Origin of the sequence: Pseudoalteromonas xiamenensis, from assembly GCF_017638925.1 — a bacterium.
GTDB lineage: Bacteria > Pseudomonadota > Gammaproteobacteria > Enterobacterales > Alteromonadaceae > Pseudoalteromonas > Pseudoalteromonas xiamenensis.
This window is the reverse complement of the sequence record NZ_CP072134.1, coordinates 57,428-73,957: the sequence shown is the minus strand read 5'-3', so window position 1 is coordinate 73,957 and position 16,530 is coordinate 57,428. Positions and strand designations below refer to the sequence as shown.

The 16,530-nt window shown below is 41.1% G+C and carries 16 protein-coding genes; 4 read left to right on the top strand and 12 right to left on the bottom strand.

Annotated features, from left to right (window positions below; translation table 11 throughout):
• Positions 1-313: 313 nt before the first annotated feature.
• From J5O05_RS17515 to J5O05_RS17485, 8 genes are all read right to left on the bottom strand, one after another.
• Entirely contained in the window at positions 314-2,236 is a 1,923-nt protein-coding gene (locus J5O05_RS17515) for a CHAT domain-containing protein (RefSeq protein WP_244370069.1), read from the bottom strand.
• 383 nt (positions 2,237-2,619) lie between these two features.
• Positions 2,620-3,423 carry a hypothetical protein gene (locus tag J5O05_RS17510; RefSeq protein WP_104041613.1) on the bottom strand — a complete coding sequence of 268 codons (804 nt, stop codon included), beginning with the start codon at positions 3,421-3,423 and terminating at the stop codon, positions 2,620-2,622.
• The gene (locus J5O05_RS17505; protein WP_208844578.1) at positions 3,416-3,661 is read right to left on the bottom strand and encodes a hypothetical protein; all 246 of its coding nucleotides are present in this window, start codon (positions 3,659-3,661) and stop codon (positions 3,416-3,418) included. Before J5O05_RS17505 ends, J5O05_RS17510 begins: the two co-directional genes overlap by 8 nt.
• Positions 3,662-4,133: 472 nt before the next feature.
• Positions 4,134-4,730 (bottom strand): tyrosine-type recombinase/integrase, encoded by a 597-nt coding sequence (locus tag J5O05_RS17500; RefSeq protein ID WP_208844577.1) that lies wholly within the window; start codon positions 4,728-4,730, stop codon positions 4,134-4,136.
• A gap of 331 nt (positions 4,731-5,061) precedes the next feature.
• On the bottom strand, positions 5,062-6,726 hold the full coding sequence (locus J5O05_RS17495; protein WP_244370068.1) for a UvrD-helicase domain-containing protein: 1,665 nt from the start codon (positions 6,724-6,726) through the stop codon (positions 5,062-5,064).
• A gap of 84 nt (positions 6,727-6,810) precedes the next feature.
• Positions 6,811-8,403, bottom strand: coding sequence for an ATP-dependent nuclease (locus tag J5O05_RS17490; protein ID WP_244370066.1), 1,593 nt, complete (start codon positions 8,401-8,403; stop codon positions 6,811-6,813).
• Positions 8,366-8,797 (bottom strand): AAA family ATPase, encoded by a 432-nt coding sequence (locus J5O05_RS22040; protein WP_244370064.1) that lies wholly within the window; start codon positions 8,795-8,797, stop codon positions 8,366-8,368. The genes J5O05_RS17490 and J5O05_RS22040 overlap by 38 nt, the downstream gene beginning before the upstream one ends.
• A 186-nt stretch (positions 8,798-8,983) precedes the next feature.
• Positions 8,984-9,196: a hypothetical protein gene (locus J5O05_RS17485; protein ID WP_208844576.1), complete on the bottom strand. Its 213-nt coding sequence runs from the start codon at positions 9,194-9,196 to the stop codon at positions 8,984-8,986.
• Positions 9,197-9,502: 306 nt separating this feature from the next.
• On the opposite strand from J5O05_RS17485, the gene J5O05_RS17480 reads away from it, so the two are divergent.
• The 3 genes from J5O05_RS17480 to J5O05_RS17470 all read left to right on the top strand — a co-directional run bounded on the left by J5O05_RS17480 (position 9,503) and on the right by J5O05_RS17470 (position 11,647).
• The gene (locus tag J5O05_RS17480; protein ID WP_208844575.1) at positions 9,503-9,733 is read left to right on the top strand and encodes a helix-turn-helix domain-containing protein; all 231 of its coding nucleotides are present in this window, start codon (positions 9,503-9,505) and stop codon (positions 9,731-9,733) included.
• A 1,067-nt stretch (positions 9,734-10,800) separates the two neighbouring features.
• The gene (locus tag J5O05_RS17475; protein ID WP_208844574.1) at positions 10,801-11,139 is read left to right on the top strand and encodes a hypothetical protein; all 339 of its coding nucleotides are present in this window, start codon (positions 10,801-10,803) and stop codon (positions 11,137-11,139) included.
• Complete coding sequence (locus J5O05_RS17470) at positions 11,132-11,647, top strand: hypothetical protein (protein WP_208844573.1); 516 nt, start codon at positions 11,132-11,134, stop codon at positions 11,645-11,647. The genes J5O05_RS17475 and J5O05_RS17470 overlap by 8 nt, the downstream gene beginning before the upstream one ends.
• 223 nt (positions 11,648-11,870) lie before the next feature.
• Here J5O05_RS17470 and J5O05_RS17465 read toward each other — a convergent pair whose 3' ends face one another.
• Positions 11,871-12,149, bottom strand: a complete 279-nt coding sequence (locus J5O05_RS17465; RefSeq protein WP_208844572.1) for an HU family DNA-binding protein — start codon at positions 12,147-12,149, stop codon at positions 11,871-11,873.
• Between the two features lie 179 nt (positions 12,150-12,328).
• Between J5O05_RS17465 and J5O05_RS17460 the strand changes: the two genes are divergently transcribed.
• Complete coding sequence (locus J5O05_RS17460) at positions 12,329-13,264, top strand: DNA replication terminus site-binding protein (RefSeq protein ID WP_208844571.1); 936 nt, start codon at positions 12,329-12,331, stop codon at positions 13,262-13,264.
• Here the strand turns inward: J5O05_RS17460 and J5O05_RS17455 are convergent.
• The 3 genes from J5O05_RS17455 to J5O05_RS17445 all read right to left on the bottom strand — a co-directional run bounded on the left by J5O05_RS17455 (position 13,188) and on the right by J5O05_RS17445 (position 16,528).
• Positions 13,188-13,502, bottom strand: coding sequence for a hypothetical protein (locus J5O05_RS17455; RefSeq protein ID WP_208844570.1), 315 nt, complete (start codon positions 13,500-13,502; stop codon positions 13,188-13,190). The genes J5O05_RS17460 and J5O05_RS17455 overlap by 77 nt on opposite strands.
• Positions 13,503-13,838: 336 nt before the next feature.
• Positions 13,839-14,087, bottom strand: coding sequence for an ABC transporter permease (locus J5O05_RS17450; RefSeq protein ID WP_208844569.1), 249 nt, complete (start codon positions 14,085-14,087; stop codon positions 13,839-13,841).
• Positions 14,088-14,104: 17 nt separating this feature from the next.
• Entirely contained in the window at positions 14,105-16,528 is a 2,424-nt protein-coding gene (locus J5O05_RS17445; RefSeq protein ID WP_208844568.1) for an ABC transporter permease, read from the bottom strand.
• Positions 16,529-16,530: the final 2 nt, after the last annotated feature.

Genomic DNA, 16,530 nt, shown 5'->3' with positions numbered 1-16,530 from the left:
GTTTACAATACGAAATTCTGTCGCTTTATGCAGACCGACTGTTTCGGTGGTCCATTCCTAACAGAGGGGGGTCGGTGAACAAAGTGCTCTATCGTCATTCATCTTTTCCGCTGAGAAGGTTTTGGACAAAAGTCAGTTAGAACTTCTGCTCTAAAGCATCCACTTCAGATAAATAGAATTTGGGTAAATCCGCAGCAGACGACTTTGTGGTTCGAGAACATTGGTTGCTAATGCAGCCAAAAAGAGCGCTTTAGTCTATTGACTAGAGAATGGTTCATATGTGCTATTACGTCTGTGCTAGGATAGTCAAATACTACTGAGATAGTGGGATATGGCCTGGCGAGTTTATAATTATCCTTTCGGGACTGCCATACTGTAGATACTTCAAGCACTCCGGTAAAACAAAATCTTCGTCAATAATTCTTTGCACTTCCGATTCATCTATGCGCATTTCTTTAGCAAAAGCTGAAATGATATGTGAATGAAACTCCTCTCGAAGAGGATCTAAACACATTCCAGCCTCAAAGTTTAACTTGCGCTTCCGATCCCTTCCGATTTTTTTTGTCTTTATCAGATGGTCTATGAACTCAGTATAAAATGTCCTTCTAATCATGCCTGACATGAAAGAGGACCACTGTAAGCTTCGTTTTTCTTTGTCGATGACAATAGGGAGATATTCCTGTAGTCGAATAAATAATCTAATAATAAATGTCGAGGATTCATCGCTCAAAATCGGCAAGGCACTAGCAAGGACTGTTTTCGCACCGCCAGCTAGAAATGCATTTGCCGTTGAATAGTTATTTCTATCAATTGGACTAGTATCGCATGAACTTAAAACAACAATTGGCGGCATTCTAGCAACCTGTACAATATCAAGAATAGAAATCGCTTCATTCTTAAGGGATATCACACCAATTCCTTCTTCGGAGTGGCCTCCATGCATATCAAATACAACTATTGGAGCACTTGAGCTATTTAAAGTTGCAATCAGTTCTTCACGATTAGATGGCTCTTGTCTATTGATGTTTACTTTGAATTTTTTATCTCTGGCTTCTCTATTGAAAGGCATGGTATTAAATAACTCAATTTTGGAAGAAAGATGCTCTTTAATTATGTCATCGTCCCTAAAAGAGCTAATTACAAGGATATTACTAAAGGAATTCATATCAATATGTATATTAGATGTATCCAAAATAACTTTATTTGCAAGCCAACCTGGTGAGACGGGGAAGCGACTCACTGTATGCCTGACCATAAGTGGCAGTCCATTATGATATGCCCACTCTATTGGAAGATTCGAAACGACTTTTACCATTGAGGAATTTCTTTCGCTAAGGTACTCAAATGCTTCCTGCGTAAAGTTATGCAATACCTTCCTAAGGTTTATATATTTTCTTTTCAATCCTTTTTGATTGTGGTTTCTGTCATTGATACCAATATCCTTTAACACGCTATACAAATCTGAGTTAGATAATGGAATTTTTGCACAAGGCATGATATTTGAAGATAGATAGATACCTATCAGAACCTCAATAAGGTTTCTCTCGTTGTATGCCAGATCTATATACTGAGAACGTTTCGTTTTCTCATCAATACCGTTCCTTTGTACTAATTTTATCGTTTTTTCAAGTGATACAGGATCATCAAATCCTTTATTTTTCAATGCATTTTGTGTGTACTCTGATTCATTAACTTGTAAATCTAAGTTCACGGACATATCTGATATTACAATGCTATTTGTTCTTAGTATGATATCTGAGGGTTTGTTTTCAGAAATCTTTTTGCGTATGAGATTAATAACATTAATTGTCTTTAAGATATCCTCTTCCGAGTATTCATAACGATACCTTTCGAATTCATAGTCTAGCCTAAGAGAACTTAGGGCAATCAGATTAGCCTCGGTAAATATAGAGCGATTAAAAATGCAGTCAGAATCTATCATGTGATTAGAGGTATCATCTTCATATAGCTCTCTTAACTTTGAGATATATGATACCTGCAACTCTGAAAGTTCGTTTGATATCTCATATATATAAGAAGCTATTCGTTGATGATTAACTTCATCAAGTTTGCATTTGTATTTCGAGTTAATATTTACATCTGAGTTTCCAACGTATAGAGTCTCGCGGCAATGATAGGTCAAAATCAAAACCATCACATACAAAGACGACCTTAATTTCACTTTCAACCTCATCAATTTCTGACATGTCTTTAATAAATACAACTGTGTAACCATCAAATATTCCTGAAAGTCTGTGTTGAATTGATGTCTCCTTCGAACAAAAGACTTCACATAAGTCTTTTGGTAACTCGGGGATTTTTCTCAGAATATCTAGCTTATTGATCAGTGTGGCCGGATATTCATTGAAGGTTGTTAGATCATTATTTTCTTTGTCTAACATTATGATATAAGAAATATTTAAAAGAGTTTTTTGATTAAAGGCCATAATAATAACTCACACTAATACGCATATTCGGTTGTTCAGTAGGGTTGGTAAACATAGCAATCTATTTGCTTCCTAAGAGAGCGATTAAACGCGCTTCTCGTTTGTCATTAGGAAGCCTATCAAAAGCTCTTTGAATTGAAACTGATGGGGTTAACCTAACGAAGGTATGAGGCTAGTGAGGTTGGGACTGCTCAATCGGTGGAGGCGCTGATTGCTGTTCAGTGACCAAGCTCGCAGGATTATAGAAGTAAACAACGGCAAACACAGCTAATGCTCCCGTTGCACGTAACCACTTGCCAAACTTAACCTCAATGAAACCCGGAAGAACTGCAACAACTCCGGCGGCGGCAAGAGAAAGAACCACCCTAAAGACATTGTATTGAAAGCTAGATGGATCAGGCTCTATAAATGCAATAACTAAAAGTACGATTACAAATACAACACCAAAAGTAAATGATAATACTGTTTGCATTGTTGAGTTCATGACTGGCAACCTCCGATTGTTAAATCCATATGTTGGTAACGAGCATTTCTCAAACTCGTTTTTAATGCATTTCCATTCTTTAGATTTTAAGTGGGATGCAACTAGTCTTTGCATGTTTGAAAAGGCTTTTGAAGTTGGTTCTATTGAACTCAGCAAGTCTTCATCGCTACTGAACTTTGAAACACCGTCTCGCAGAACACTATAGTGAACACAAATTAAATTAAGTGCCTCTGTAGTATTTTCTATTAACGAGGCGAGCCAATGCCCATTCTTTTCATGCGCTCCAAGAAGTCCGCTATCTCCAATTAAGTCCTCAATGTAATTAAAATACTTGTTACCTGAAGATTGTACTTTGAGTAACCCATTAAGTTTCTCTTCTTTGGATTTTCCACTGGTTTGAATAAACGCAGTCAAGTCCTTAGAATATTCATCTTTAAGCGATGAAATCTTAGAGGTTAATTCGATTACTTTGAGTTCATTTGAGCTACTCACTTTCTTCGATCACCGCCCTTGCTAAAGCTAGAAGACTGTTAAGATCTGAATAGTCTTGCCCTTCAAAGAACATTAAAGTGACGTCTTCACACGTTTCACAAATAAACGCTGAAAGATCTTTCAAGTCATTTGGGTTCGATCTAATAAAGTATGCAATTTCTATGAGTTGTTCTGCCGAAGGACTCCACTTAACAATACGAACTGTTTCTTCCAGTGATCTTTGGAATTTAAGCAACATTAATTAGTCCTCTTCATTTACCACAGCACGCGCTAGTGCTAACAATGTATTCAAATCGGATTGATCTTGACCTTTGTACAGGCATGTTCCAGCAGAGGGACAATACTTCTTAACAATCTCAAATACATCTGAATCTGATGTGATTAGCCCTGCGCGATGTTTATTCAACAACTCTTTAGATATTTGTTTAATCTGATATGTAGTAGGTTCGTTGTTATTTGTTCCAAATTTCATACGTATTTGATATGCAAAATTCATATTTACCTCAGTAAGTTATCCAAATATAAAACCACGGTCATATTATCACTAGTTCTTAGTTCTGCGAAGTCTAGTAGACTAAGCACTTGTTAAAGTACTACATGTAACTTTCTACACTCGGTTCTTGCAATCTTTTATAGCTATATGCAACAAAAGATTTGATGATTAGGGGCACAGGCTTTTCAGGAGAAAAGCCTGTGACAGCTTCTATCTGTCAGCAGTCTGTTTTCTCAGACAACCTCAGAGCGTCTTCTAGCTCAACGCCAAGGTATCGAATTGTGTTATCAAGCTTCGAGTGTCCAAGTAAGATCTGTACAGCCCTGATGTTTTTCGTTCTGGCATAGATTAAAGTTGCTTTGGTGCGACGCATGGAGTGAGTACCGTAATAGTCAGCATTCAATCCAAGCTTTACAGCCCAGCTCCTGATAATTGCTCGATAGAATGAGTAGCTGATAGGTTGCCCAAAGCGGCGGCTACTCGGAAATAAAAAACTGCTTGCCTCTAAGGATGCTGCAAAAATCCATCGGCTAATACTTTGCTGTGTTCTTGGTGTAATCTCATAGTGGACATCGGTTCCCGTTTTTTGCTGGATGCACTGAACCCTGTCATAGATAACTCCTTGCGAAGAAACATCGTAAACGTGTAACTTTAGCAAATCACTCGCTCTTAACTTGCTATCTATAGCTAGGTTCAGTAACGCGAGCTGCATCAAATCGTTTTCAATCTCCAGCCTAGTTCTGATCCGCCAGATCTCTTCAAGCTTAAATGGCCTTTTGATGCCACTGCATTTTCCAGAAAATGACTTTCTCATGATGACCTCCTCTCAGTGTTTTTGGTCAACATGAAGTTTGGCAGTCACATTTAGTGGGCCTCAGAAAGATCTGAAATGTTGGTGGACAAAAGCTCCTTAGCGAAAATCACTGAGTAGCATCCACTCAGATAATAAAAAGTATCTTGAAACCTTAAGCGCTTGTATGTGTGGTAAAATTGGTCCATATGGTATTTAAAACATACTTTTAAGTAACTTGCTTCATCGAATTGAGACTCAGTTAGTTCAATTTCGCCATGTGATGTATAGACATCAAAAAGCTCGTTATACGCTTAAACCACAACATTCAAATCTTGTTTGATTTATTTCAAAATTAAAATGGGCTGCCTTTGATATTTTCATGCCCAAAGATTTTACCAAGGGCAGTAAGTGATTTATCAGAGAGGTGCTGGGTAAAGAGGAGCGTAAGGTCATGTTTCGCCCTAGAACAACTGACATAAAACAAGTTTCTACTTCGTTCAAAAGTCTCTTCTCTTCCTTTTGGGACACCGTCTTCTATCCATTCAAGCATTTGATCCCAGTTGTAGTGATTCCAACCACGGCCGCAAACTACTAGTACATTATCAAACTGGGCGCCTTTTACTCCATGCTTGGTTGAAAACGGTGTTTTATCATTTATGTACTCAGCCAAATTTATTACTTCAGAGTAAGACACAGCGCGAAGACGCCTAATTTTATCGAAAAAACTTAATTCATCTGGCTCCAATGAGTCTTGGTCACGGGCAGATAGTGTTTTATAGCGGACCTCAGAATCCGCGACTTTTGCCGGTACTCTCGGCATACTCGTAGTTATCAACAGGTCTAAAACATCACCGATTGTAGATGTGTCTCTAAGTCGCATTAATTCTTCTAAATTCTCAGTCCAAGCAGTTTTGTCAGCTTGCGACGTTAAAAAGGAGCGGTTTTTCTTTTTAATCTGAAGTAATTCACCATACTTACGTTGCTGGAAAGCTTGCGCCGTTAACTCGACTGTATCAACAAAGAACTCAATGTATTTGTCATTTTTCTTCAGGTAGTCTTCTGAATATCGGAAACAATCAGCCAAAGTCTTAAATTTCTGTTCGGTAGCTATCAAGTTATTCGTCAAAAACAACATTTTGTTTTTAGATAACGAAAAATCCCAACCATACTCAACCATTAATGATTTGGTTTGCTGGATAAATTGTCTAGATTCTTCTTCTGGAAGATCGCCTTTCCAATGACCGCCGGTTCGGCGTGTACCCTGCCAATTATTTGAATGGTATACCTTTATGGTTCCTGTGGAGCTGGAGTCTGATTCAGACTGAGGTAATTCTGGGCGCATACGATTCAGGCATTCAACAATATTTTTATCAGAACGAAAATTGGCTCGTTTGCCGATCTCAATGATTTTTCCTGCAGAACTCTGTATCAATCCACAGGCTGACGAGCCGTAAATTTTTTGCCAGTGGTCACCAAAAAGACCAACAACAATTCCTGAGTCATTATCAATCAGGTTTTGCACGATACTTTTGGCAAGTGCGCTATCAGTATCTTGATATTCATCAATAAAAATAATTGGGAATCTGCTTTTCAGTAATTTCTGGAATTTGGGGAACGCCAACATACGAGCCATTAACGCGACAACGTCGTCATGATAGAGAGAAATTTCATGTTCTTTAATCGATGCAAAACCTAAATCGTACTTAACCGTTTGATTACCAATCCCTGCCGATTCTTCAATTCTCTCTTGCCAATTTGCTCCAAGCGTAGGGATAAGTTGTCTCAACTGCTCTTGGTAGTTTTGCAAAACACTCCAACTGAAGGCATGAATCGTATCCGCAAAAATTAATGGATTATTATCGGTTCTTGCTTTGATCTCTTCTTTGGCCACGTTTGTATAAGTGATACATGCAACCTGTTTTCCAGATACGACAAACTCATTCGCACGTAAAGAAATCAGATACTTGAGCGACTCTATCAACGAATAGGTTTTCCCCGCTCCAGCACCGGCTTCCAATTTGAAACATTGCCTTTGATCAATACACTCTCTTAAGCTTTCAAGCGTCTCTGCTGACGCCTGTTCTGCGAGGCTTCATTCCAGTCATGATTGCGCTCCTGCAACAGCTGCTGCTGGGTCTTCGTCTAACCATGCACACCCCTCTTGGATATACTTGGGAACGAGCCAATCCGTATTACTTATACAATATTCAATAGCAAAATCAGCTTTGCTTTTTTTACCGATATCTTTTGCTTTGTCAAAAACAGCTTGCTCAAGTGCGGAACCAGTTAAGTTATTTAGCTGGAATAACTGGCTATTAACTAAGATAAATGCATCTTCAAAGCTACGACCACATAAGCCACTAACATCTTCATCTACCTGAAATGCAAGTCGCCGGCATCCCAAAATTTTAGAACCTGAATCTTTAGCTCTAATAGTGGCTAAGTCAGAATACCCCTCCTCACCAAACCATTTCGAAATTCCTACGTTACTCGATCTATCCCCCTGGCTCACCATGACACCAGAATGATGTTGTTTCGAATCAACAGCGTCTAGGTCCGTAATAAAGAGGGTTTTAAGCTCAAGAAAATCTATAAATTTGTAGAAGTGATGAGCATAAGCGCCACCAATTTCAACAACTGATAAATATTTCTGTCTTAAGTTAGAGCCTAAAGCAGCATCAATTTTTTTAATCATGTGAGGCAACAATATCCTTTCAGTCGCCCCTTCAACGAGGATCGCTCGATCCGCGAAATACAGGTCGCATTTTGTGAGCGTCAGGTATTTATGCAAAAACTCTCTGTCTTCAGCTGCCTCGTCACTTTGGAAGGCAACACCCAGATCCTTAACTTTAGTCTCGTTTCCATTTTTGGAAAGGAAGTAACGAACTTTGCTAAAATCTGCTTCGTTGGCAATATGCGAGGAATGAGTACTCACGATAAATTGTACAGGCCAAAGTTGCTGATCATTTAGCTCGCGCTGGAACTGTTCGACGATTTGTTCAAGTTGTCGAATAAATACTTCCTGCATTTGCGGATGAAGATGCGCTTCGGGATCTTCTATGAAAATTACATGCCCTTTAGGCGGCGTTTGATGGCTTTGAAACTCACGAAAATATTCATAAATTCGAAAGAGGATAAAAATTAGATTCCGCATTCCTAGCCCGTTATAGGTTTCAGGCAATGTGAAATCTCGTTGATAATAAACTCGGGTATGACTTTCTAGTAGTGATTTCACATTGAGTTCGGTTGCAGCACTTAAATTTGGATCATGCAAGCCCGGATATCCAAAAATATTCAAGGTCGGCAGTAATGCTTTAACTCTCTGCTGAAAATCAGTATCAACGATTTCCTGCAATTCTTCGACGACAGTATTGATTTCAGCTGATTGCGCTTTAAAAGCTTCAGGCGCTCCAACGCTACTCGCACTTTTGAAAATATTACCTAGCGATTTACCAAGAACATCACGTTCATTATGCGTTTCGTCATCTAAACCGCGTTGCGCATTTATAAGACCCGACAGCAGCAATTTTTTAAATGACGCAAACTCAAGCCGAGCTTTGTTGCTATGGTTTGTCGGCTCGACCGCGTAAACGGTAGCCTCGTAGTAATGCTCTATCCTATCTCTAAGATCTGAGAAATATTGCTTTCTGTTGACGCTATCGAGTTCCACTAAAAAAGTCGCTGATCTTGCCATCTTTTAATTGATAAGAAATCAAAATCATTGTTTCAAATAATTGGTCGTCAAAATCGATAATAAAATCGCCAAGGACACCATATTCATCTGCGTTATCTTGATAATTAATGAGTAACTCTAGATTTATCGTCGGAAGCATTAGCCTCACAACATCATCTTCAGCACATCCTTGAAAAGCATTCAGCGCATCTTCGAAACCTGTCAGACAAGATTGATTGAAATCTTCATAACGCACCTTCGGCCCAGCAGGATTCAAGAAACTGCGGAAAGCCTCAGCAAATGAAGTTATTCCAGTATTATTGCGACCAACGATAATGGTGGTTTTTTCATCAATTGAAAATGACACATCTTTGAGCAGACGATAGTTTTTAATTCGTACGTTTTTTATTTTCACTTTTCATCCTTGACTCAAATTTTATCCGATATTAATAAGCACTTTGTAGCATTACTAAAATTGGGTCAATCGTTGCGTTGCAGAGTGAGCATTAAGTCACGTTACTAAATCACTTTGGGGCAAAAGTAAGTTAAAGCAGAAATGGCATGTTACTCTTAACGTACGGCTATACAAATTGTGCTGGGATTAGTTTAACGTTATGGTCATGTTCTTGGTATTTTCTGGTAAGTCGGCACAGCCTTCCATCGCGATATCACAAGGTGGCAAGTGTATGATGAATTCAATTAGCTTACTTCGGCTGTACTTAGCTTTTTTAACTTGATGCTTTCGCTCATACCATGCAATGATGTGAAAACTAGTCTTGCCTAAATCGATTCCGAGTGTTTTTATATGGGTCATGTTTGTTTTCTCAACAACACCTTAGCAGGTGATATTGAGGCGAACCATTTGATTAGACCTAAACCCGGAGTTTCCTCCCTGAACTATACTTGCTCACAATAGAAATCAGGATTGCCAGCCAAGGCACATAGCAAAGCAAAGCAAAATAGGGCATTTGAATCACGCTTTGAGTAGAAAAATACCCATACAGCTCGTATTTAATAGAAAAAGTGTAATTATCTACCCATCAATCGAAAAGAAAATAAATGTGTAAATAATTACACGTCAATAAATGTGAATGAGTAATTGGTTACCCATGAGGTTTTTATGAAAATTTCAAACTCGATGTCTGATGGCGCCATTGCAGCAGAGGTTTTCTCAAGATTGGAGTCAAGACGCAAAGAGCTGAACTTGACTCAAGAAGAGCTAGCCTTTCGTGTAGGTATTAACAGTATATTTTGGGTTCCTAGAAAAGCGAAAAGCACCCCGCAGGGTGCCCTCAAGAATGCTCAAGTTAGAAATATTGGCGAGAATTTTATTACCAACACTGTAGCCTAACGAGCTAAGTCTTGGATTGTTGCGTAAACTCGCCATGGTGTCAACTAGCCAACACCATGGAGTATAGTAACGATCCCTCGCCTTCCAGTAACCTCATATACCATTGGGCTTTTCATTATACGATTAAATCGCCTCTTCGTCTGACTTAAGGTTAAAGTAGCTACGGTAACTATCAAGGCGAGCGGAAGATATTGTGCTAATGGTCTCAGCAATATTGTTAGGTTTCATATGCTTGTGGATAGAAAAGACGATGTCGTATTGTAGAGTAGATTAACATGTACGTCTAAACGCATTTAACAAAGGAGGTATTCAATATTGACCTTTCCACCCTACAACTGGCATACAATTTAGGACATCCCAACACATCACCCTCAACCCCACCTAATCCTTTTGGCGGCTCTGTCCTACGCCTTCGGCCACCTTGGGGAGCTGCTAGACTTTCATTTTCTTCTGCTCTCTTTCGTTGTTTCCGCATCAAATATGCCGTAGAGCGCTAGCGCTGACGAGCTGTGGCCAGGCTTTACTGAGTTTACTTATGTTACTTAGCGCTGCTTTATTTCGCGCTTCTTATCGTCGCCCCAGTCGTTACGTCCACCAAAGAACCTCTACGAAGTAAGCAAAACAAAACAGGCAGAAGAAAATGAAGATTTCGTCACCAACAACACCGCTGCTCAGGTCTATGGTGGAATAAGGTTATATGTTGGGATGTCCTAAATAGTAGGTGAGTTGCGCCAACTTCCCTGTCCACCACCGACAACGTTCACGTCCTCGTCAGTCCTCCCCATCGACTTAACACCGCTTGTTCTTGGTGATACTTCCGCTAGGCAGAAGGTAAAATAGAGGAACATTATAGACTTGCAGCACATTGTCGTATGAATCGCCACCAACAAAGTAGTCAATGATCAGTTTTGATGAAGGCAAATGCGCAAAGGCAGCTTTCAAAGTGTTTTGCATGTGGTTGACCTATCGTTGTCGTTCTGTACACACTTAAAGCATGCCATACTTTGAAATAGCGCAAGGGTAACCACCGTAGAGCACTGTGTTTAAAAAAACCGAAGGAAGAGAATATGAATCGACCTGTGTTAGCGGTGCTTGTTCTCAGCACGGTGCTCATCACCGGCTGTGAAAACAACAACGATATTGAGCAGGCCAAACCTGAAATAGATTACGTTGCAGAAGCGCAGATTGATGTGCTGAAGAAATACTGCGTTTGGCAGGCCAAAGTCCACCATGGAATAAACGACACACTCAATGAAAACATAGTCAAATCGTCGCCGTCATTTGTGGTCATCGAGTACAAACACAACAATTCCGTCTACCACGGACAGTGCACCGGGCACGCTGAGCCAAGCAAACGAACATTTAAAGCCATCGAAATAAATGCGGAACCACCACGTAATGAATAAAACCCGAATAGAAAATAACACGTTCAGAAACCTCCCCGGCTTCACGCAATTTAACGCCTGTGTTGGCAACAATGGCAACCCTGGCATGGCGTATTACGCACGAGGGTTTATGGACGCAGCGCTCGAATTAGGGGCCGTCGCGTTACAATCTGAATCTGTTATTAGATTAGATGAGTTAGTCTACCCAATTTCATTCAATGTGCGGCATGGCTTAGAAGTGTGGCTGAAGCATTTTTTACACAAGCTTTCTTTCATAAGAAGTAAAGACCTGTATGCGCAACCCGAACCAGGTGAGGCGAAAATACGCTTGTCGGATGACATGATGGTGAGAACCCATGATATCAAAATTTTTTGGGCGTGGTTTCGCTTCAACTCAGAGCAGCGAGATGGTCGTTTTCTCAAAATCAATGAACAACTCGATGAATACGTGCTCCCAATAACATTGAACGCGCTTTGGCTGAGTTTTGTGCTTTTGAAACCCGAACCGAGGACTACAGACAAGCTGTAAAACACATTCTGGAGAAACCAAATTATTTTGACGCTGCTCTAGGGACACTTAAACTGCTTGGTCAAGTGGATTTGGTCAAACTTGTTGAGAGAGAACTAAACAGAGTAGTCTAAAAATAGTCATGTCAATCTTTGGAGCTTTAGGTAGGTAAGGCGAATTTATTTGGCTACTCGAGGAGGAAAGTTGCGGTCAGACCGCAACTTCATTATTTGTTACATTTTTACTATTTACCGTTGACCGCGTCTTTGAACCCTTTACCTGCTTTAAAAGAAGGAACCTTGGCTTCAGCAATCTGGATTGACTCTCCTGTTTGAGGATTACGACCAGTTCGCGCTGCACGCGTTTTTACTTCAAAGGTACCGAAACCAACCAAAGCAACGGAATCACCACTTTCAAGCGTTTTAGTGATATTGGTTAGTAACGATTCCAACACTCGACCTGCTGCAGCTTTTGATACGTCCGAGCCTTCTGCGATAGCGTCGATAAGTTGTGATTTATTCATTGTTTCTACATCCCGTTTTTAAAGTGTTCATTAGGTATATTCAAAAGTGCGTTGGATTGCAACGACATTTGTTGTGGTTCTGACTAATTAAAAGCCGGTGAGTTCATATTAATAAAAATATTGTATAAACATACAGCATGAATATAATTACAGTATAACTTTTATACAAGGAACTTCGCGTGGATAAACTAACTGATACTCAACAAACCGCCTTTCAAATAGACCTGCAACGCAGCTATGAAGCTATAAAATCAGCTACGCGAGAATTCATCGAGTACCTCCAAGCCGTTCCTACTACAGATTATCGTTGTACCTTGATGGCCATAAAACCAAATCAGAAAGAATTTTCGTTGGTAGAAGCCGATGACGTGTGGCAGCACTTAAAAATCTATTCTCAATTTGAACTCACTGCAGAGCAGCACCCAACTAATGCTGTGCGTGTACCTGGCGTTATACAAATACGAACAAAACACATGCCTCCCCTGCTCGCTTTAATTGCACGAATCAACGAGCTTAAACAAGGAATGATTGACCTAAAAGCAGACTATAAATGCCGCCACAGACTACCTGAACACACGGTACGTCGGCATGTAATGAAAGCACTTAAATCAGTTCATCAATTACAACTGACTCGATTTATCAGCGCAATTGAAGGGCCTGTTCGATATGTCGGTCTGACTGTGCACAAAAAACCGAACTCAAAGAACGTGAGCAAAGAGCAAGCTCTGAATATGGTTAGTGAACTCTATGATAAGGCCTATCCATCCGGTTTTAACACTGATAGTTGGCAGTCATTCATTGACCAACAACGCGTAAAAATCGAAACTCTTGATGAAGAAAAGTACAAAATAACCATTGCACGGGCAGGCGCATACCGAGCGATGTGTAATATTGAGCATGCTGGTGGCCGAGTGGAGCAACCAACCGCTTCTATGCCTGTGCTGATTTTTCAAGATGAGTTTACCGACGTAGGCTTACCGAGAGAGCATGACAATAAGCAACATCGTAGTGACAGGAAGCTGGATTTAAGTAAACCAACTATCCCCCTACTACAGCTTTACATCTTGCCAATTGCGCGTGAGCAACTCCTTGGCGATAATGCTTTTCCCACGTAATTTGTGCCGCACCGCTCATGAATTCAGGATGGAAAAATTCGATTCTGAGTCCTACTGTGTCGTTGCACTCGTCCTCATATCCTCGTTGAAAACCTTCGATTTCAATAAATCGCTGTAACTCCGCTTTCAGCTCTGATGTAAAGCGAGTTTCTGACATACCAGACCAATTTGGAACACCGCGTTCGTTATAGAAAGTTGGAGCCTTAATTGCGCTGCCCATCAGGTAATATTGACTCATGTAGGAGGCTCTCCTGTTCTTATCAAATCTACCTTCTCTTTAAGTAAAATCGGCGCTTTTATGGGTTACAGAACTAATCAATTTAGGCGATTCAAATCGCACATATTCCACTTTCTCAATCGTGTCTTTTGTGTTTTTAAACCATCTACTAGTCTTCTAGGTAGTTAAATCCTTCAAACTAGTGTCCCTTACTATTGCCACATTAACTAGTCTATCCTTACGTGTTATCAATTTTCATTCAAACAACTGGAAATAGATCATCTCCACAGGTGACTTTTACATCCCAACTCATACGCCTATTGAGAAGATAATAGACCGCTTCGATACCGCAAATGACTAACAACTATCTCTATGCTTCTGGGTTGATAGTAAATATTCATTGCCATTTTCTTGTGCGTGCATCTCAACCCGATAATGGACATTTGCATCGGGTTGATCTGAGTCATAAGACAGCTCGTGCAACACATAAAAGGCGGTTAACATGGCCGCGGCCAAACCAATACTGAGGCCAATCACATTAAGAGCAAAGTAACGCTTTTGCCTCGTGAAATGCCTTGCTGCCACTTTAAAATATGAGAATAACATCAACGTCTCCTTCGTTATTATTCATTACGTAAAATGAGTGCAGGTCGAACTGAAGCAGCACGATATGCCATTACTACCACCGTACCCCAAGTCATCATGAGCACGCAAAGCGCGGCGACTGGAAATACCCACCACATAACGCCCACGTGTTCGTTGAATGTCTCAAGCCAGCGCTGACTGCCGATATAGAAAATTGGAAATGCAGCGCACAGTGCGATAAACGTAAGCCGCATAAACTCTTTGGCAATCAGATTTAAAACAGCGAGTTTGGAGCTGCCAAGTACTTTGCGGATTGCAATTTCCTTTTGCTTACGTAACACCTGAAACGCGGATAACCCTAAAATCCCAAAACAACTTAACCCCACGGCGAGCACGCTAAAAAAGGTAATCAAGGTCGATAACGCGGCTTCTTCTTTAAAATTATATTCCACGTCTTGTTGCATAGCGGTGATATGCGGCTCATAAGAAAGGTCGAAGTCCCGTAAAATTGCGGTGATGTGTGGCAGCAAAAACCGGACTTTATCGTCTTGCCCTTTTATCACCACGTTAAGGTTTTGCTCGTAAAATAATCCGCAGCTAAACGACATCGGGACCCTGTCGTCCTTGGCTCCACCTACTTTAAGATCGCCAACAACGCCCACAATCGTTGCTTCAATATTTTCATACAGTCCAACCACCTTGAGCTCAACTACCTCCTCGACATGCATGTAGCCTGCTCGTTTAGCCATGCTTTCGGTCACTATCAGTGACATCGCTTGTGGCTGTTCGTCGCTTGCTACTTCGGCCTGTGAGGTGTTTACCGTATGGATCCAATCGCTTGCGAAATGAGTTTCGAAGTCTCGCCCTGCAATAAGATTAAGTCCAAGTGTACTCACCACATTAAATCCGCTGCCGAGTGTCGGCGGAAAGCCAGTCTCTTCGTAGCCGTTGGGCCAGCGGAAATAATATTCACTGGTGATAGGCGACGTGGGTAACCCATCACTTAATGTCACCGACGATACGCCTTCGAGCTGGCTTAATACAGTGGTTAACTGCGTTTCTCGTCCTTGCAGCTTATTTCTATCGATACCGTGAACAACCAATCGGTTTTCAGCTAAAAAACCTCGTTCGCTACCTTGCAAAAAGGCCAATTGATTGAGCGCTACCATCGAGCCAGCGAGCAAACCCACCGCCAAAACTGATTGCAAAACAAGAAGTGTTTTTCTGACAAACGCCGCGTCGCGACCCGTTTGTAAACTTCCCGCTAATAGTTGCTTTTGGGGCGTCCGAGCAACCAAATAGGCTGGATACGCACCAGCGATAAGACCTAGCATGAGAATGCCTGCAAACGTTCCTAGGACGCTTGTGACGCTCCAAGAAATAGCCAATGTACGTTCTGCAAACACATTAAAATAGGGTAACGCTAACTCGCTTAAACCGAGCGCGAGTATCATGGCACAGCCAACCAACTGCAGGGCTTCAATCAGAAATTGCACAACCAGTTGCGCCTGACTCGCCCCTACTGTTTTGCGCACCGCTATTTCCTTCGTGCGCTGCAGCAGCTGCGATACCGCAAAATTGATGTAATTCGCAAGGCCAATCACCACCAGCACAATGGCTAACACCAACGCGCATTTGACCAAAAGTAACGAACCTCCGCGTTTAAACTCAAAGGGGGAATGAGCATGTAAATAGATGTCTTGCATCGCGACTAGCTCATACGTCAACTGGGTATTTTGCAAATGATAAAAATCGATAAGACGCTTTGCTAATGCATTCTCGATGTCAGTTATTTCGGCATTTTGTGTGGTACGCACATAAACATAACCCGACAACTTAGCCTGCTTGGTTTCATCAAGCGCAATTAGGGTATCGAATACAAAATGACTTTGCTCGGGCAGATTTTCAAAAACCGCTGCAACAACCATGTCCTTATTACCCGCTACGATCTGCCGACCTATCACGTCAGGTTGGCCAAACAAGCGAATGGCTTCTCGTTGACTCAGAGCCAGCGTGTTGGGTTGAGATAACGCCTCTTGCAGCGATCCGAAAAGCGGCGTAATAGCGACAAACTCTTGAATATTAGCAATGGATGCGTACACATTACGCAGTGCCCAAGGCTGCCCTGCTATTTTTACGTCTGTTTCAAGCAATCCATGCTCTTTTGCATCAACAAGATAAAACAAGGCTTGGACATCACTTCGCTCGCGAACACTTTGCGCTATATGGAGCATAGTGACAGGCACAGACATTAACCCATCTACACCAGGGTCAACCTGTAGTCGATACACTCGCTGCGCATCAGGTTGAAACGCGTCAAAGGACATTTCATAGCGCACAAATTGCACCATAATAAGCGCAGCCGATAACCCTATCGCCAAGCCAATCACATTCAAAAGGAAATGTAATTTATGAGCATTAACAATACGAACTGTCGAGGATAGATAATGTGTAAACATCATAT